Annotated in this window: 10 protein-coding genes; 3 read left to right on the forward strand and 7 right to left on the reverse strand. The window is 62.7% G+C overall.

Annotated elements, in window-relative coordinates; translation table 11 throughout:
• Positions 1-46 precede the first annotated feature (46 nt).
• The 4 genes from sufD to IPV69_RS14275 form a co-directional block, all read right to left on the reverse strand.
• Complete coding sequence (sufD, locus tag IPV69_RS14260) at positions 47-1432, reverse strand: Fe-S cluster assembly protein SufD (RefSeq protein WP_206290354.1); 1386 nt, start codon at positions 1430-1432, stop codon at positions 47-49.
• A gap of 107 nt (positions 1433-1539) precedes the next feature.
• Positions 1540-2307, reverse strand: coding sequence for a Fe-S cluster assembly ATPase SufC (sufC, locus tag IPV69_RS14265; RefSeq protein WP_390884412.1), 768 nt, complete (start codon positions 2305-2307; stop codon positions 1540-1542).
• A 96-nt stretch (positions 2308-2403) separates the two neighbouring features.
• Positions 2404-3849 (reverse strand): Fe-S cluster assembly protein SufB, encoded by a 1446-nt coding sequence (gene sufB / locus IPV69_RS14270; RefSeq protein WP_206290356.1) that lies wholly within the window; start codon positions 3847-3849, stop codon positions 2404-2406.
• 347 nt (positions 3850-4196) lie between these two features.
• Positions 4197-4553, reverse strand: a complete 357-nt coding sequence (locus tag IPV69_RS14275; protein ID WP_206290357.1) for a HesB/IscA family protein — start codon at positions 4551-4553, stop codon at positions 4197-4199.
• 350 nt (positions 4554-4903) lie between these two features.
• On the opposite strand from IPV69_RS14275, the gene IPV69_RS14280 reads away from it, so the two are divergent.
• Together IPV69_RS14280 and IPV69_RS14285 are read left to right on the forward strand one after the other, a co-directional pair.
• The gene (locus IPV69_RS14280) at positions 4904-6115 is read left to right on the forward strand and encodes a PHP domain-containing protein (protein ID WP_206290358.1); all 1212 of its coding nucleotides are present in this window, start codon (positions 4904-4906) and stop codon (positions 6113-6115) included.
• 78 nt (positions 6116-6193) lie between these two features.
• The gene (locus IPV69_RS14285) at positions 6194-6421 is read left to right on the forward strand and encodes a hypothetical protein (RefSeq protein ID WP_206290359.1); all 228 of its coding nucleotides are present in this window, start codon (positions 6194-6196) and stop codon (positions 6419-6421) included.
• 109 nt (positions 6422-6530) lie between these two features.
• Here IPV69_RS14285 and IPV69_RS14290 read toward each other — a convergent pair whose 3' ends face one another.
• From IPV69_RS14290 to IPV69_RS14300, 3 genes are all read right to left on the reverse strand, one after another.
• On the reverse strand, positions 6531-7280 hold the full coding sequence (locus IPV69_RS14290; RefSeq protein WP_206290360.1) for a hypothetical protein: 750 nt from the start codon (positions 7278-7280) through the stop codon (positions 6531-6533).
• A 79-nt stretch (positions 7281-7359) separates the two neighbouring features.
• Positions 7360-9408 (reverse strand): FG-GAP repeat domain-containing protein, encoded by a 2049-nt coding sequence (locus IPV69_RS14295; protein WP_206290361.1) that lies wholly within the window; start codon positions 9406-9408, stop codon positions 7360-7362.
• Between the two features lie 90 nt (positions 9409-9498).
• A complete protein-coding gene (locus IPV69_RS14300) occupies positions 9499-11616 on the reverse strand; it encodes a sensor histidine kinase (protein ID WP_206290362.1) in 2118 nt (705 codons plus the stop codon).
• Positions 11617-12263: 647 nt separating this feature from the next.
• Between IPV69_RS14300 and IPV69_RS14305 the strand changes: the two genes are divergently transcribed.
• The gene (locus IPV69_RS14305) at positions 12264-19241 is read left to right on the forward strand and encodes a hypothetical protein (RefSeq protein ID WP_206290363.1); all 6978 of its coding nucleotides are present in this window, start codon (positions 12264-12266) and stop codon (positions 19239-19241) included.
• Positions 19242-19369: the final 128 nt, after the last annotated feature.

Raw genomic sequence — 19369 nt, forward strand, 5'->3', positions numbered from 1 at the left:
CCCCATCTTAGGGTGCCTGAACGCCGTCCACGCGCTCATCCGAGGACTACATGTTCAAGACGCCCTCGTCATGCTCCCCGAGATCCGTAATCCGCAGGTCCACCGGCAATCCGTGCTGTGCCGCCATGAAGGATTCGAGCCGCTCCCGCACAGGCGTCACCTTGATTCGGCGGGTGACGTCGGCGGCGAATGCATAGGTCATCAGGTGCCGGGCGGCGGCGAGGCTGACGCCCCTCGATCGCAGGTAAAACACCTGCTCTTCGTCCACCGGACCGGTCGTGGAGCCGTGCGTACACTTGACGTCATCAGCGTAGATCTCAAGGGCCGGCATGCTTTCCATCGTCGCGCCATCGGACAAAAGCAGCGACTTACTCTGCTGCTTGCTGTCGGTCTTCTGGGCGGCGTTGCGGACGAGAATCTTGCCCTTGAAGATCGCCGTCGCCTTGCCGTCGAGCACGTGCTTGAACAGCTCATGGCTCGGGCAGTTGGGGGCGGCGTGATCGAGCAGCGTGTGGTTGTCGCAGTGGTCTTCGCCGCCGATCAGGACCAGGCCGTTCAACGTCGCGGTTGAGCCCTGCCCGGCGAGAGAGACGTTGTGATCATTCCGCGTCAGGCGGCCGCCGATGGTGGCCGTGTGAGATACGAACTGGCTGTCGCGCTCGAGCTTCACCTGCAGCGTGCTGACATGAAACGCGTCGCCGCTGTCGTGCTGAAGTTTGTAGTGATCGACCCGGGCGTCCTGGGCCGCGTAGACCTCGGTCACCGGGTTACACCAGTGGAGCCCCGGCGTGCCGACGAAGCTTTTGACGAGTGTCAGTTCGCTGTTCTGCTCGGCGACGACCAGCACCCGGGGATGCGAAACGATCGGCGCGATGCCGTCATGGGCACCGGTGCTGACGAACAGCAGGTGGATCGGACCCTCGACGGTCACGTTCTTCGCCACATGCAGCACCACGCCGTCGCGGAGAAAGCCGGTGTTCAGGGCGACGAACGCGTTGGCGTTGATATCAACGTACTGACCGAGGTGCGCTTGGACGACTTCCTCGTTCGACTCGATCGCCTCGGGCAGGCTCATCAGCCGGGCGCCTTTGGGCAGATCACCAAGGTTGGACAGGTCGGGGCGGTAGTGGCCGTTGACGAAGACCAGCTCGGCGCTCGCCGCCTTGCCGAAGGTGTACTGTTCGACGGTATGACGCGACCCCATGTTGTCGTCGGGGGTCGCCAGGCGGAAGCCGGTCTTGGCGATCGGGGCGACGTTGGTGAACCGCCACTCTTCGAGCTTGGTCGTCGGGAAGCCGACTTCATTGAAGCGGGCCATGCCCCGGCGGCGCAGATCCGTCAGCCAGTCGGGCGAGCCACCGGCGGCATCCTGCTTCTGCAGCCGCTTGAGGTTCGAGAGGTCGGAGGATGTCGGTTCCATCAGTTGGGTCATGGTAGTCGGGATGCGTCGCGATGCGAGTGATCGTAGTCGGATCTTACGGCTGTCGGAACCCACCCCTCCGGGGGATGGCACAAAAGTGAAAGCTGCTCAGGACTGGGCTACACCAGCTGCGCGACTTCCTTTTCCACCCAGTCGTAACCGCGGTTTTCGATCTCCGAGGCCAGGTCCTTGCCGCCGCTCTTCACGATCCGTCCTTCGAGCATGACGTGGACGTGATCGGGTTCGATCAGGTTCAGGAACCGTTCGTGGTGGGTGACCAGGACGATCGTCCGCTGCGGCGAACGGAGCGTGTTGATGCAGTTGGAAACGGTTCGCAGCGCATCGATATCGAGCCCGCTGTCGGTTTCGTCCATCAGGCAGAGTGTCGGGTCGCAGACTGCCATCTGGAACACTTCATTCCGCTTCTTCTCGCCGCCGCTGAACCCTTCGTTCACAGCGCGGTTCATGAAGCTCTTGTCCATCTTAAGCAGGTCCATCTTGCTCTTGACAAGCTTCAGGAACTCCGCGGCGTCGAGCTCGGGCAGGCCCTTGTGCTTGCGGGTGGCGTTGACGGCGGCCTTCAGGAAGTAGCTGGTCGATACGCCGGGGATTTCCACCGGGTACTGGAAGCCGAGGAAGACGCCTTCGCGGGCGCGCTCCTCGGCGGACATGTCGAGCAGGTCTTTGCCTTCGAACGTGATCGAGCCTTCGGTCACTTCATACGCTTCGCGGCCCATGAGGACCTGGGCGAGCGTGCTCTTGCCGGAGCCGTTCTTACCCATGACGGCATGAACCTGGCCGCGGCCAATGGTCAGATCGACGCCTTTGAGGATCGACCGGCCGTTCGGGCCGGCGACCTTGGCGTGGAGATTCTTGATTTCAAGCAAAGCAGACATTGTTCTTTCTTTCGTGGCACGGGCGTCTCGCCCGTGTGTCGCTTGTCAGCAGATGAAAACATGGGCGAGACGCCCATGCCACCGCAATCACCCGACGCTTCCTTCCAAACTTACGCCCAACAGCTTCTGTGCCTCGACGGCGAACTCCATCGGTAGTTCCCGGAAGACTTCCTTGCAGAAGCCGTTGACGATCATGTTCACCGCATCTTCCAGCGCGATACCGCGGGTCTTGCAGTAGAACAACTGGTCGTCGCCGATCTTGCTCGTGCTGGCTTCGTGCTCGGCGCGGCTGGTGGTGTTCTTGATCTCGATGTACGGGAACGTGTGCGCCCCGCACTTGTCGCCGAGCAGCAGCGAATCGCACTGCGTGTAGTTACGACTGTTCTGGGCGCCCTTGAGGATTTTCACCAGGCCGCGGTAGGTGTTCTGACCCTGGCCGGCGCTGATGCCCTTGCTCACGATCGTGCTCTTGGTGTTCCGGCCGATATGGATCATCTTCGTGCCGGTGTCGGCCTGCTGGCGGCCGTTGGTGAGCGCGACGCTGTAAAACTCGCCAACACTGTCGTCGCCTTGCAGGATGCAGCTCGGGTACTTCCAGGTGATTGCCGATCCGGTTTCGACCTGCGTCCAACTGATCTTGCTGCGCGCTCCCCGGCAGGCACCGCGCTTGGTGACAAAGTTGTAGATGCCGCCCTTACCGGTCTTCTTGTCGCCGGGGTACCAGTTCTGAACCGTGCTGTACTTGATCTGGGCGTCTTCAAGCGCGACCAGTTCGACCACCGCCGCGTGAAGCTGATTTTCGTCCCGCATCGGGGCGGTGCAGCCTTCGAGGTAGCTCACGTATGCACCGGCGTCGGCGATGATCAACGTCCGCTCGAACTGCCCGGTGTTACGGGCATTGATGCGGAAGTAGGTGCTCAGTTCCATCGGGCAGCGAACGCCCTTGGGGATGTAAACGAAGCTGCCATCCGAGAAGACGGCGCTATTAAGCGTGGCGAAGTAGTTGTCGCTGTAGGGAACGACCGAGCCGAGGTACTTCTGCACCAGTTCCGGGTGCTCGCGGACGGCTTCGCTCATCGGGCAGAAGATGATGCCCTTCTCGGCGAGCGACTTCTGGAATGTCGTCTTCACCGAAACCGAATCGAATACCGCATCCACCGCGACGCCGGCGAGCATTTCGCGCTCGTGCAGGGGAATGCCCAGCTTTTCGTAGGTCGCGAGCAGTTCCGGATCGACCTGGTCGAGGCTCGTCAGCGACTTCTTCGGGGCCGAGTAGTAAATGATGCTTTGGTAGTCGATCGGCGGGTATTCGAGCTTCGGCCAGTGCGTCGGCTCTTCCATCGTCTGCCAGTGCCGAAACGCCTTCAGCCGCCAATCGAGCATCCACTGCGGCTCGTCCTTCTTCTTGGAGATAAAGCGAACGGTGTCTTCGGTCAGGCCCGGCGGAAGCGTGTCGGACTCGATGTCCGTAACGAAACCCCACTTGTACTCGCGATTGGCGAGTGTTTCGATTTCTTCTGTTTCCGTGGGCATGGTACTTCCGTGGGGCCAGAGAAACTTGAGCGCGACGAGCCAGCTTCCCGAGACAAGGTCGAATCCGACGATGCTACGGCAGCCGGCCATCGCTGGCGCTCCCAAACATCCCTTTCATGAAAATCGCAATGGACGCCGCAACTACGCGTCGTCAGTGGGATGCAAGGAATGTCGGGGGCCCGCGCAAAGGTCCGACAAGTCGCTTGCGGTTTCGCGTTTCGTCCCGAAGGAGACGGGCGAAACCGCAAGCAACAACGGGCGAACTCCGCGTGAAGAACGCCCTTTGCGTTCGACAGCAGCGAGTAGTCACACCTTTTGAGCGCAGTATCCGGGATCAGCGCGTTGCTTTACACCGAGAAGCTGCTGCCGCAGCCGCAGGAATGGTGCTTGGTGTTCTTGAATGCGAAGCCTTCGCGCATCGGGCCTTCGCTGACGTAGTCGATGACGGTGCCTTCCAAGTAGAGCAGGCTCTTCTGGTCGACGAGCACCTTCACGCCATGGACTTCGAGCTCTTCGTCGTATTCGCCGGCGTTCTCGGCGGTCAGGTCCAGCACGTAGCTGAAACCCGAGCAGCCGCCACCCTTTACGGCGACCCGCAGGCGGGTTTCTGCGCCGGGGTTACCTTCTTCGGCGAGCTGGTCGGCGGAAGAAGCGATGATTTCCTTGACCTTGGCGGCAGCGGCTTCAGTGATTTGGATCGACATAGATTACTCACCTCGCGGACGGTGAAAGCGCCCGGGTAAGACAGCAAGTTGCGCCCGAACCGCCGCCGGCCCGATATCGGGCCAGAGAATCACGGCAATGAGAACGGGTCGCGACAACTATAGTCCGTTACGACTCCTATGTCACGCAGTTCGCGGCGATGGTCAGAATCGATGCGATCCCCCTGCCGGGAACAACCTTAGCGCGAGATATCTCAACGCCGGGTACAACACCCGTGTTAACGGTCGCGAACAGTCATTGCTGGAGAACCCGAATGTCCCGCCATCTTCTAACGGTGCCAACTGGGCTTCTATCGATTTTTGCTCTGGGTGCATTGCTTTGGGTAGGTCCGGTGTCCCACGCGGATGCACCCCCGACCGCAAGTGCCAGCCCCCGGTGGTACAAGGGCAATCTCCACACGCACTCCCTCTGGTCCGACGGCGACGACTTCCCCGAGCGCATTGCCGCATGGTATCGCGACAACGGCTACCAGTTCCTCGGAATCTCGGATCACAACACCATCCAGACCGGCGAAAAATGGGTGCGGTTCGCCGACCTCAAGAAGCGCGGCGCGGCGGCCGCGACCCGGCAGTATCTCAAGGATTTTGCCGACTTGGCAAAAACCCGTGGCGACACCTCCACCGAGGCGTTCGAAATCCGCCTGTCCCCCTTCGCCGACTACGCCCCCAAGTTCGATCGCCCCGGCGAGTTCCTGATGATCCCGAGCGAGGAGATCAGCGATAAGTTCGAGCAGAAGCCGATCCACATGAACGCGACCAACATCGCCGGCGAAGCGATCAAGCCGCAGGGCGGGTCGAGCGTGGTGGAGGTCATCCGAAACAACCTCAAGGCGGCCGAAGAGCGTTCCAGGGAACTCAATCGCCCGATTCTCGTCCACCTGAACCATCCGAATTTCAAGTGGGGCGTCACGGCCGAGGAAATCGCCGAGGCGGTCGAAGAGCGCTTCTTCGAAGTCTTTAATGGGCATCCGATTGTGTATCAGGAAGGCGACGCCACCCACCCGAGCATCGACCGGATCTGGGACATCGCCAATACCCTTCGGGTTACGGCGTTTAAGGCCGCCCCGCTGTTCGGTGTGGGCACCGACGACAGTCACAACTATCACGTCAGCGGAATGACCCGCGCAACGTCCGGCCGCGGCTGGGTCTGCGTCCGGGCAAAGTCGTTGTCCGCCGCCGACCTGATCGCCGCAATGAAGGCAGGTGACTTCTACGCCTCCAGCGGCGTTGTATTGAGTGACGTCCGGTACGACGCCGCCGCGGGCGCGCTGAAGGTATCCGTCGCCGCGGACGGCGATGCAAAGTTCGTCACGCGGTTCATCGGTACGCTCGCCCCGGACGACGGTAAGTCGATCCCGCCCGAAGCGGTGGGCGTTGAGCTCGCAAAGGTCGAAGGGCGGAACGCGACCTACAAACTGACGGGCAAGGAACTCTATGTCCGAGCCCAAATCACTTCAGACCAGACCCCCGCGAACCCCTGCATGAAGGACCAGAAAAAGCAGGCATGGACGCAGCCGGTGGGCTGGGAGAAGCGAGTGAAGTGACACAATCGCAATGTTCGGCGTAAGGACAAAGCCCGGCTTTTGGTGGCGATTTTGGGCTTATTTCCGTACTTTAGCGATATGCCCGCAGACCCCATCGACATCAAGTCCCTTCTCGAGGCCAAGCCCTTCGTTCCGTTCGTCATCACGACAACGCGGACAGGCCAATTCCGGGTCGGCTCGCCGGCCCATGTGCTGCTGACGCGGTCCACGCTGTACGTCGGCAATGACGTGGGCCCCGACGGTGTGCCTGCGGATGTGTCGCTGGTGGCACTGGCACAGATCGGTTCGATCAAGCTGGACCCGTGAGGTCGGTGATCCGTGCTCGTCGGTGATCCGTGCTCGCGCGAGGTGTGACCGGGTGAAGCCGGCGAGCTTGCTCGCCGTCCGGGCACGCGATCTGACCACGTCACGAGAACTACTTCGTCGTCCGGAGCACCGGTTTTGTCGCCGGTTTTGTTGCTGGTAGCGTCGCGGGTCGGGTCGCCGGATTGCCGACCCAGAGTGGCGGCGGGCGATCGGTGAACGCCTTGGCGATTGCGTCGGCCTCGGCGACTTCCCCTCTGGCGCCGTGTGCGGTGATCTCGTCGTACAGTTCCTGCGTCTTCTGACCGGCGCGGCTCGTCTGATCGAGATACGCCTGGATCATCGCCGAATGTGCCTTGGCCATGGCAGCGTCGGCGGCCTCGCTAGCTTCCTTGCTGGTGGCCCCTTCCCCTTCGAACTTCCTGCCGTCCAGTTTGTCCGCTGCCTGCCGGGCGGCCTTCTCGGCGATCTTGTCGTAGACCATCTCGGCAATCTGGCGATGCCCTTCCTCGTGTGCCTTGAGCTTGTCGCTAGCGTTGTTCGGAATCCAGATCTGGTTGATCAGCTCGAGCTCGACGAAAACGTCGGCGACCACCACCCTGGCCAGGTACTTGCCGTTGGCCTGCTTGCGGACACTCGGGGTGTAAGCCAGCTTCACGGCAACGCCGTAATCGCCTTTGCAGAACGCGATCTCCCCGTGGTTCATCGGGGGCATGTCGGCGGGTTTGTTCTGGGGATCGAACGGGCGGTATTCCACCTTCGCGGGTTTACGCGTGACCTTGATCGCGGCCGGCGACGCGTCTGTGAGCGCGACCAGGGCAAAGACGGCCGTGATGACGATGCGCGTCGCCGTGAACTTCATGCGAGGTCCTCAATCCCTGATTCCAAGATTCCGACGGGCGAGCCCGCCGGCTGAACCGGGGAAGCTACTCGAAGCGCGCCTACTCGATCAACGTCGCCGTTGTGCTCAGAACTTCATTGTCGATCTCGCTGCTCTCGATGATCGCATTCCCCGAATCCAGCGTCGCCACCAGGCGATACGACCCGGCGGCAAACGACTCGGGAATCAGGAACTTGAGCGTGATCTTCTTAGACTTACCGGGAAGGACGGAGAACTTCACCGGCACCGTCGCGATCGCGACTCTTGGTGCGCCGACGATTCCCTCCGGTGCGGTCTCGACCGTTACCGTCGCAGTGGAGGTCAGTTTTACGTTGCCGCTGTTTAGTGTCGTTACGACGAACTTTCCGTTCTTGCCCGGCGTCAGCTTCGCCGGCCCGCTGCCCGTCCCGGACAGATTGAAGAACGGCGCGGCGACGGCGGTAAAAGCGGTGGTCGCGGCGGTGGTCGCGGCGGTGGTCGCGGTTGATCCGACGGGCGTTACTTCGGCGATCACCTTGTAGTTGCCGTCGGCCAACGTGTCGGGGAAGGACTTCACCGCCAGCTTCACCGCCTTGCTCGCACCGGACGCGATCTTGAGCTTCTTGGTGATCGCGGCCAGTTCGGGGTCGGAACCATCGAGAATGTCATCGGTCGAGGCAAAAAGCCGAACCGTGACCGGCGAATTGACGAGCAGGCCGGTGGCGTTCGACACCGTGACGCTGACGCTCCCCTTGATCTTGGCGCCTGCAACCGCCGACGCCGGCAGCTTGCCGACCGCCGACGCGCCGAGCGTGACCGGCGGAGAAGTCGGGGGCGAGGTCGGCGGAGAAGTGGGCGGCGACGTCGGTGGGGACGTTGGGGGAGACGTTGGAGGCGACGTCGGCGGGGATGTCGGGGGAGAAGTCGGGGGAGAAGTCGGTGGAGAGGTTGGGGGCGACGTCGGTGGTGAAGTCGCCAGTCCGCTGATGTACACCGCGATCTTGTTGTCCCGGTACGACGCCGACGCCACGTCTTTGTCGCCGTCGCCATCGAAATCCCCGACCGCCACGTCCTGAGCCTGGTCGGCGGCGGCACTGATCGTCCGCACGGTAAAGCTCGTGGCATTGCCGGCGGTGTTGTCGTACCAGTCGATGTGGTCGTTCACGAAATTGGACGAGAGGACGTCCTTGTCGCCGTCGCCGTCGATGTCAGCGACATACACGCCGCTGGCACCGTCGGCCGTATTGGAAATGACATGCTTGGTGAAGACCTCGCTGCCGTTGTTTTCGTACCACGCGACGGTATCGCCATTGAGCGACGTCGCCAGAACGTCGATGTCGCCGTCGCCATTCAGATCGGTGGAGAAGACCGACAGGCAGAAATCGAGGGAGGTATCGATGTTCCGCGATGTGAACGTGCCGCTGCCGTTGTTGAGGTAAAGGATGACCGAGTCGGACTGCTCCGAGCCGGAGATGATGTCTTTGTCGGTGTCGCCGTCGATATCGATGACGAAGACGGATTTAACGACGCCGGCGCTGCTCAGGATGGTCCGCTCGGTGAAGGCCTGCGCGCCGTTGTTCTCGTACCAGACGAGTTTGTCGCCGCTGGCGTTGTCGGCGGCGAGATCGATGTCGCCGTCGCCGTCGAGGTCGCCGGCCATGACGGCGTTGGCGCCGACGGCGGTGGACGTCACGTTGTGCGGGGTGAAGGCATTGGAGCCGTTGTTCTCGAACCAGCTCAGGTGACCGGTCTTGGCGGCGGCGAGAATGTCGATGTCGCCGTCCTTGTCGAGATCGACCGCCGACACCGCGCCGACTTCCGACGCGCTGGTCGTGATGGTCTGCGCGGTGAATCCCCCGCCGGCACCATTGGAACGAAACCAGATGACGCTGTTGTCGGTTTCGACGGCGGCAAGCACGTCGTCGAAGCCGTCCTTGTTGACGTCAAAGACGAAGACGCCGTGAGCGCCGTCGGCGGTGGTGGTGAGGTTCGAGGCCGTAAAGCTGACGGCGGCGAACAGGGTGCGCACCTCGAGCTGTTCGATGGCACTGACCGCGGCGACCACGGCCGCCCGGCGTCGAGCGCCAGGGCGGGTCACCGGGGAGATTCTGGACAGGTTTACAACAGGCATCAGACTCCTTTACAACGTACCGTCCCTCAACGGGCGGGAAATCTTCCGGGTTTGCCCTGGATTCATGATATTGCCGGCACGTGAAACGCGCTAACTGGCTGTGGCCGAGGTCGTTCCGTTCGTCGGGGCGATCAGGTGAATGCTCGTTCCTTCCCCCGATCGGCTGGTGATCGTGAGGGTGCCGTGCAGCTTTGCCGCACGCTCGTTCATGCCAAACAGGCCGAAATGGCCGCTGACCGGGGCCGGCGGGTGATCGGCGTCGAAACCCTTGCCGTCGTCCGTCACCCGCAAGACCACCCGGTTGTCTTCAAAATCGACCTTCACGCGAACGGTCCTGGCGCTGGCGTGCTTGAACGCATTGGTGACGGATTCCAGTGCGACGCGCAGCAGGTGATTCTCCATCTGAGGCGGGAGTTCGCGCTCCTGCCCGCTGACTTCAACTTCGATCTCAGGGCCGCCCGTCGTGCCGGCGCCGCTGGTCAGCCCCGCCAGCGCCGATCGAAGGGTCGGAACGAGCCCCTCCTGACCGACTTTGCGCTCCCGAAGGTCCCAGACGGCACGATGGGTTTCCGCCTGGCTGCGGCGGACCATCGCCGACGCCAGTTGTAATGATGTACGAGCCCGCTCCGGGCGATCCAGCAGCTTTTCGGTCGCCTTGAGCTGCATGGTGATACCGAGGAGGTCCTGTTCGAGCGAGTCGTGGAGTTCGCGGGCGATGCGCATCCGCTCTTCGTTGAGGGTTTCCTGCTGGACGTGCCGGCTGATCTGTACCGTCTGCTGTGTCACCCGCCGACGCAGCGCGACCACCCACGCCATCGCCGCCAACGCCGACAACAGCAACAGGCCGATGACAACTAGCACCCGTTCGAGCGTCCACCAGTTGGGGGCCCGAATGACACTGACCGCGTCTGGCCCGGCGAGCATCAGGTGAAACGACACCGGCCTTGCCCAGACATCCGCCCGATCCGGCGAAGTCTCCCGCGGGGCGCGATTGTTCACGCAGACGCCGGACACCCGCACCCAACTGTTCTCTGCCGCGGGAATGGTCTGGCTGGCGTCGGCGGGACCGGCGAGCCGCGCCAGAAACACACGTTCGCCGGCCTGGAGGACCATGGTGGAACCTTCGCTGAATCGCGAGATCTCGAGCACCAATGCGTCCATCTGAATACGACGGGAGTTATACGTTCCGGAAAGCGCCTCGTCGGCCGTTACGGGAATCACTGAGGGCAGCTGGGCAGCGCCCATCGACTCCCAGATCGCATCTTCAAGAATAGGGCTGCCGTCGCGCAGCAGCGGGAAGCCGACCACATCCACCTTTTCGCCGATCCTGGCCTGGGTCTGGCGGTCGGGAACGTCGACCCAGACACCGCCGCCGTCGTCCTGCACGTACATCCCCTTGCCGGCGACCGGCAACGTGACGACGCCCTGGACGCGAACGCGTGTCTCGTCGGCGGGAACCGCTTCGATACTGGTCGTCGGTGACAGCGGGAGTGCCGCGGCCGGCGTGGCGGCATTGACAATGGCGACATCCCGCATCGCAGCGACAAGAAGGCGCATCGACGCAACCTGCTGGCGATCGGGCACCGTCGAATTGAAGACGCCGCGCACCCGTACTCGTGCCCCGACCCAGGTCTTGGGCAGGATGGATGCATTGCTCCAGTTCAGATAGGCGACTTCCAGTCGCTGGCCGGCCTCGACGACCGTGACGACCAGGGCTTCCTGTAGGGGCCCGAAGCTTTCGATCCGAGCCGAGCGGCAGGTTCCATGCACCTCTACGAGTTCCCCCGCCCCGCGCAACGTCAACACATCGGCGATCGCCACCGGCCGGGGTGGCAGCAGTTCCGTCTCGTCGAATACGGTGATCGCGAGCGGCTCCTTGGGCTTGGCCGAAAGATATGGACCTCCGCGTCCGGAAAGGACGATGCCTTCGACCTCGATGACCGCGCCGACCTTCAGAGACCGCCGGATACCCGCCTCGCGAGGACCAAAGACGCACACACCGCCAGTGGGGTCCTGGACGAAAAGGATGCTGGGCTGATTGGCAAGGTAGGTAAGGGATCCACGCACGCGGACGGTCGGGGTGCGTGCCACCTGATCCAGCGGCATGGCCTTCAGCTCCGCGGCGGAGATCAGTGGCGAGGTGGGCAGGGTTGTCGGACGTGAAGCCGGATCGGCGGCCTGGGTGCTCGCGCCCGACCCGGCGAACACGACAAGCCCGATAAGCGTCAATAGCAGCGAACGGGCAAGTCCGGCCCGATAACCTGGCGCGGACGGGTGCTCTTGTGGTGTCTGGTCAGGAACATGCATGGGCGGGCCGGCGATCATAACGTGTGGCGTCGCAGGATATTTACGTGAAAGGGCGGTTTGCATCTGCCGGGCGAAAGCGAACCTCCTGCCTCAGGGCACGTAAGTTCTGACGCGACAGTATGAGGACGTTGATGTCCCATAAGACGGCAGTGCGGAAGTTTTTCCGTTTCCTGGGCAACATTTGCTTGGGAGCCCAGCGGACCCTCCGTATTATTGAAGCGGTCGTCGGCGGAACCAAGCGCTGAATTCCCACCACGCCGAAGACCCCTCGCGCAGGAGGGGTGTAGAGTGTCTCACAGCCTTCGGGCTGATCACAGGTTTGAAGAGGGCGCGGCGTTGACGTTACGGGCTGACGACGCCGCGATGTTTCATCGCCATTATTGAATGGTCGGCCCAGGTTTCGCTCCGGAGTATCCACAATGCGTTTCAAGACGACGCGCCGCCCAGCGGCGCGCCCCGATACTGCAACGAGTCTTTACTCGGGCACCGCTGGCGAAGCCGGGTCGGAAGGGCGGCGCGCCAATCTTGTGGGGCGCTTAAGCCCCCATGTGTTCGAGTCGCTCGAGTCGCGCATTCACCTGTCTGTCACGCGCGACGTGAACGGATACACGATCGTCACGCCGGCGGTCGACTCGCGCGTCGTCTACGTCGCCGCCGACGGCAACGATTCCAACGCGGGCACCATCGGTTCCCCGGTCAAGACCGTCGAAGGCGCCAGGGCCAAGCTTGGTATCGCAACGGCGGCCAACGCCGCCACCGGGGCATCGGTCCGCAACAACGTCGCCGACCAGATTCTGTTTCGCCGGGGCGATGTCTTCACCGACCGGATCGACAACTGGGCCACCTCGGGTCGAAGCGCGAACGAACCGTTCGTCATCGGTGCCTATACCGACCCTAACCGCCCGTCGAGCGAGCGGCCCAAGATCCAGACGGGCATTAACACGGCGTTCGATAACATCGCGACCGCCTCGGTCCACCCCCAGCTGAACAACGTTTACATCCTGGGCATCGCGTTCGAAGCGAACAACCGAAACTACAAGCAGCCGAACTCCAACTTTACGATCGGTTACAAGTCCGACGCTTCGGGCGGCACCTACGGAATCAACATCTTCGGGGCGATCAAGAACTTCTGGATCGAAGACGCGTCGTTCCAGTACTTCCGGGCCGGTGCGGTCATGCAGTCGGTTGCCGGGTGGGGCGAACTGGCCGACGTAACGATCCGCCGATCCATCATCGCCGACAACTACGCGCCCAGTTTCGATTCAACGGGCAAGTACATCACGTCGGAAGGTGTGTACATCAACGGCGTCAACAAGCTGACGATCGATGAGAACGTGTTCGATCACAACGGATGGACCGACCCGGCCTACGGGAACTTCGGCACGTTCGCGACGATCTACAACCACAACATCTATCTCAATATCGATAACACGAACGTCACCGTCTCGAACAACATCATCGCCAACGCCTCGAGCCACGGCCTGCAGATGCGCCCGGGCGGCGACGTCAAGAACAACCTGTTCATCAACAACCCGATCGGGATGAGCTACGGCTATCTCAACGGCAAGGAAAAGCCGGGCGGCGTGTTTGGTGAAATCAGCGGCAACGTCGTTTACGGTTCGCAGTCGATCAACGGTCAGGCACGAGGCTGGGGTTTTGAACTCGGCAACCTCAGGCCGACCGCCAACGGCGGCGGCACGGTCGTCAAGAACAACATCTTCTCGGGTTATAACGGTGTCGGGACCGGCGTCCTCTGGCCGGCCATCCATGTCACCTTCGGTAGCAACACGGTCAATCCGACCGAAGCCGTCGGCGTCAACGACCTCACCATCCAGAACAACATCATCTCGGGATGGACCAAGGGGCTGTACATCAACCCCGGTTTCGCGGTTGGTGGGAACACCCGGTACGCGCTGAACAACCTGAGCGTCCTGAACAACGAGTTCCAGACGATCTACGCCTCGCCCATGATCGAACACGGGCCGAACTACAGTTCCGCCGAGGAGACGTGGCGCGGCAACCGCTACAACTATTCCAACAATGCCGCCAGCTCCACCCCCTTCTTCGCCACCAAGGCGACCACCTACAGCCTGACGCAGTGGCAGGGACTGGCCGAACCGACCGCGACGAACGCGAAGATTACCTACCCCAACGCGAATGTTTCTCCGGCGTCGTTCAACGGTTCGATCGGCGGAACATCGAGCACCGACGCCTACCTGACTCAGTCGCGGCGGCAGTCGTCGCTGTTCTATCGTCCCAACTACTCCCCGACGGCGGCCGTCAACTACATGAAGGCCGGCTTCTCCGGTCAGCGGACGGACACCCAAGCGCCCGCTGCCAGCCTCGACAGCCCGAACATCAATGCCGGCGGTGCCGCGACCCATACGTTTACGGTCCAATGGACCGATGACAGCCAGGTGGACCTGGCCCGCATCGGAACCGGAGATGTGCAGGTCACCGGGCCGGGTGGTTACTCGCAGGTCGCCACGCTGCTGGCGGCGCTGCCCAACGGCGACGGCTCGTCGGTGACGGCGACCTACAGCGTTCCGGCACCGGGTGGGGCGTGGAGTTCCACCGCCAACGGCACCTACACGGTCGCCGTCCGGGCCAATCAGGTTTACGACACGTCCGGCAACGCGACCAACGCCGGGACCGTTGGCACGTTCACCGTACTGATCGGCGCGTCGTCGCCAACGGCTTCGCTGGTCACGACGAATGTGGCAGCCGCGGCGGCTGCGGCAACCCTCACGGTGACCTACAAAGTCACTTCAGGGCAGATCGATGCAAGCACCGTCGGCGTGGACGACCTGCAGGTCATCGGACCGAACGACTTCTCCGGCACGGCGCGGTTCGAGAGCGCCACGCCGTCGGGCAATGCGTCGACGATTGTCGCGGTGTACAAGATCGATCCGCCAGCCGGCGGTTGGACGCCTTCGTCCAACGGTCTCTACGAAGTGATCATCCGCGACGACGCCGTTCGCAGCGTCGCCGGCGTCAAGATCGGCGAAGCGGTCCTCGGGACCTTCACGGTCACGGTGGACTTGCCGACCGCGACCGGTGTGGGCACGAACATCACGGCAACGACGACGGCCGCACAAACTGTCACGGTCACTTACACCGACAAATCGGGCATTAACGCAAGCTCCATCGACAGCAACGACGTCCGCATCGACGGTCCCAATGGCTTCTCGGCCAACGCAACGCTGGTCAGCAGAACGGGGGCCGGTACCCCGGCCAGCCCGATGGTCGTGACGTACAGCTTCCTGCCGCCGACCGGTGGCTTCGTCGAAGCGTCCAACGGCACCTACTTCATCGTCCTCAAGAGCGACCAGGTGTTTTCGACCGCCGGCTCCGCCGCGACGACGGGGCCGATCGGCACGTTCGATGTCAACATCGACGTTACAGCGCCGTCAGCGGTCTCGACCACCGCGTCGATCTTCCAGCCTTCGAGCAACACCAGCCTCCCGCTGACCGTCGTCTTCGCCGACCCGTCCGGCGTGAATGTGAGCTCCATCGGCACCGGCGACCTGATCGTCGAAAGGCCCGACGGCTCGACTGACACCCCTGTGCTGCAAAGCACGTCGGGAAGCGGCCTGTCGGTCACCGCGACGTTCCTGCTGAACATGCCCGCCGGTATCGGTGCCTCCGCGGTCGGCACCTATACGCTCACCACCGGCGGAAACGGCGTGAAGGACGCCATCGGCAACACCACCGCTGCAGGACAAGTCGCCGGTTCGTTCAACATCGCGCTGGACCTTTCGATTCCGCAGGCGAGCGGCACGGCACCAGGCATCTTCGGTCAGTACGAAGAGCTGATCATTCCGGTGGAGTACAGCGACGAGCCTGGCATCGACTTGTCCACGATCGACAGCCTGGACCTGCGCGTCACCGGTCCCAATGGCTTCAACGCCCCGGTCGAACTGCTGGACACCGACTTCCCCGAAGGCAACATCGCATTCGCGATCTACTCGCTGAAGCCCCCGACCGACGGATGGCGGTTTGATGACAACGGCATCTACAGCGTTGTCGTTCAGCCGAACCAGGTGAAGGATCTTTCGGGCAACCCGGTCCCCGCGGGCACACTGACGACCTTCCTGGTTTCCGTATCTTCCGTCCTCAGCGGAACGGCCGATCCGATCGTCCCGAACCCGGCTCCCAAGGGACTCAGTGAAGCAACGATTCACTTCAACCAGAGTGTGACCGGTTTTGATCTGAGCGACGTCACGCTGACCCGCAACGGCGGCGCAAACCTTCTGACCGCGTCGCAGCAGCTTGTTTCCACGGACCAGACTACGTTCCGGTTGACGGGATTGTCGTCCCTCACGCAGATTGATGGCGACTACGTTTTGACGGTCCCACAGACTGCCGCGGTCTCCGGCCAGTTCGGGTCGGTTTTGACCCAGGATATCGTGCTGTCGTTCAAGATCGACGCGACGCCTCCTACGTTCGTTCTCTCCGCCCCGGACCTGACGACCGCCAACAATTCCGCCTATAAGTTCGACGTGACGTGGACCGATTCGAACGGCGTGGATACGTCCGGGCTCACCGACGGCGACGTCCGTGTCACCGGGCCCGGCGGCTACAACGTGCTGGCCAAGCTGGTGACGCTCGACAAGCCCGGCGTCGGCTCGCCGCGCGTCGCCACTTATTCGATCACCCCGCCCGTCGGTGGCTGGAGCCAGGGGATCAACGGCAGCTACACCGTGAGTGTCGAGGCGAACCAGGTGAGCGACGTGGCGGACAACTTCGTCGCCGCTCAGTTGATCGGCACCTTCAACGTCAATGTCGTCGGCCAGGCCGATATTACTGCGCCGACGGCGTCGGTCGTGGCGGTGTCGCCGAACCCGCGCGCAACGCCGGTCGACGCGATCACTGTCAATTTCAATGAGGCTATCTCCGGGTTCGACATCTCCGATCTGACGCTGACACGCGACGGCGGGGCCAACCTGCTCTCCGGCGGCGAGTCTCTGACCAGCGCCAACAACCAGTCGTTCTCCCTCGGCGGGCTGACATCGCTCACCGGGAGCGGGGGCGTCTATACCCTGACGCTCAAGTCGTCCGGCAATGGCATTACCGACATCAGCGGCAACAGCCTGAACGGCGGCGCGACCGCAAGCTGGACCGTCACCGTTCCTCCGACGGTGCCCCCGACGGTGCCTCCATCAGTGGCGCCGAGCTCGGGAATCAACGTCAACTTCCAGCCGTCGGCTGCCGCCAACGTGAGCGGCTATCTGATCGATGCCGGCGAACTGTATGGTGCCCGCAACGGCCAGACCTACGGTTGGACGGCGTCCCATACGGACTCGGTTTTCGATCGCAACGTCATCGGGGACCAGCTCCGCGATACCGTGGCGTCTGTGAAAGCCGGAGCAAAATGGGAAGTGGCTGTCCCGAACGGTACTTACACCGTGCTGGTCGGCATCGGCGATGCGAGCACAGCCAGCACGAACAACGTCTGGGTCGAAGGCGTCAATCTGTTCAACTACCAGGCGCAAGCCGCGAACACGTTCGACGCCAAGTCGATCAGCGTACCAGTGAATGACGGTAAGCTGACGCTGTCGATCGGAAGCGCGGTCTCCGGCCTTGTGAAACTGAACTTCGTTCAGGTGTACGTGCCGGGGTCGCCGCCCCCACCGCCGCCGCCTCCTCCTCCTCCGCCCCCGCCGCCCCCACCACCGCCGCCGGTGTTTGGCGTCACGGGTCTGATGCTGGTGAACGCGGACAACGATACTGACACGGGTCGGGTGTCGGCCGGTCAGACGATCCAGGTCGGTTCGCCGGCGATCAACCTCCACGCGGTGACCACCGGCACCATTGGTTCGGTTCAGTTCCTCGTGGACGGCGTTCAGGTCAGGATTGAAGGCGGCGCGCCCTACTCCATCGGTGGAGACGCGGCACCGGATTACCTGCCCTGGGCTGCGCCCGTCGGTACTCACGTGGTGAAGGCGATCGCGTATTCCGGCGCGAACCTGAGCGGTGAGATCGGTGGCTCCTACGAAGTCTCGGTGACGTTCGTTAACCCGACATCACCCCCGCCCCCGCCTCCTCCGCCGCCGGCGAGTTCGCCGATCAAGATCAACTTCCAGCCGTCGGCGGCACCGACCGTTTCGGGTTACATCGTCGATGCCGGACTGACCTACGGTGCGCGGAATGGTCAGACTTATGGCTGGACGACCAGCCATGCCGACACGGTTGTGGATCGCAACGTCAACTCGAACCAACTTCTGGACACCAACGTCGGCGTCAAAGCCGGTTCCAGGTGGGAGCTGGCGGTTCCGAACGGGACGTACACAGTCACGATCAGCGTGGGTGACGCCGGGGCCTCGACTCGCAACAACATCTGGCTCGAGGGAACGCTTAATCCGTTCGCGTATACCACGCTTGCCGCGAATCAATTCTTGTCAAAGTCAACCGCGGTGACGGTGAGCGATGGCAAACTGACGCTCGCGTTCGGCGGAACGGTCACAGGACAGACGCACATTGACTACATCGAAGTGGCGGTTCCACCGACGGTTCCGCCGCCACCACCCCCGCCCCCGCCGCCACCACCACCGCCGCCGCCTCCCCCGCCGACCGCTGGAACGGTGAAGGTCAACTTCCAGCCCTCCAGCGCGGCTACGGTCAGCGGTTACATCGTCGACGCCGGTCTGACCTACGGCGCGCGAAATGGCTATTCCTACGGATGGACGACCAGCCATGTCGATGCCGTGTTCGATCGAAACGTCAACGCCAATCAGCTTCTGGATACCAACGTCGGCGTGAAGGCCGGCTCGCGCTGGGAGTTTGCTGTGCCCAACGGCACCTACACCGTGAACATCGGCGTGGGTGACGCAGCGGCGGCATCTCGTAACAACATCTGGTTGGAAGGAACGCAGAACATCCTGGCGTATGTCAGTCTCGCCGCCAACAAGTTCACGTCCAAGTCGGCGACGGTCAACGTCGCCGACGGAAAGCTCACCGTCGCCATCGGTGGTGCCGCCACCGGCGAAACGCGGATCGACTTCATCGAGATCACCGGTGCCGGCCTGGCACCGGCCTCGCCGCCGGTGATTGTCCCCGTCGTGTTGGCCAACGCCGGTTTCGAGTCAACTGCCGTCGGCAGCGGATATGTGTACAACCCGACGAACTCGGGTTGGGTGTTTACCGGTAATGCCGGTGTCGCCGGCAACGCGAGCGGATTTACTGCCGGTAACTCGGCCGCCCCTGGGGGCACGCAGGTCGCGTTCCTGCAGACTGGCGATCCTGTTGTGACTCAAGCCATCGCAGGTTGGCAGGCTGGTACCTACCAGCTGTCACTTAAGGCGGCTGCCCGAGCCGGACTTGGTGGCCAAATGTCATTCCAGGCGCTCGTCGACGGACAGCTTGTTGGTACGTTTACTCCAACAACGACCGTTTACCAGCCGTACACCACGAACAGTTTTACCGTCACCGCCGGGTCTCACACGGTTCAACTGCGTGGGGTCAACACGCCGGGTACGGACCAAACGGTGCTCGTTGACGATGTTGTCGTGCTGATCGCGCCCTGATCGCGATCGATGGAAGTCCTCAGGCGTCCTCCCCGGGCGTCTCCAGACCGTCGCTGACAACCGGAACCAATCCGGTTAGTCGGCGACGGTCTTTGCCATTGTGAAGCAGCGTCTCGCATGCTCCCGCA

It is taken from the genome of Humisphaera borealis (assembly GCF_015169395.1).
GTDB classification, from domain to species: Bacteria; Planctomycetota; Phycisphaerae; order Tepidisphaerales; family Tepidisphaeraceae; genus Humisphaera; species Humisphaera borealis.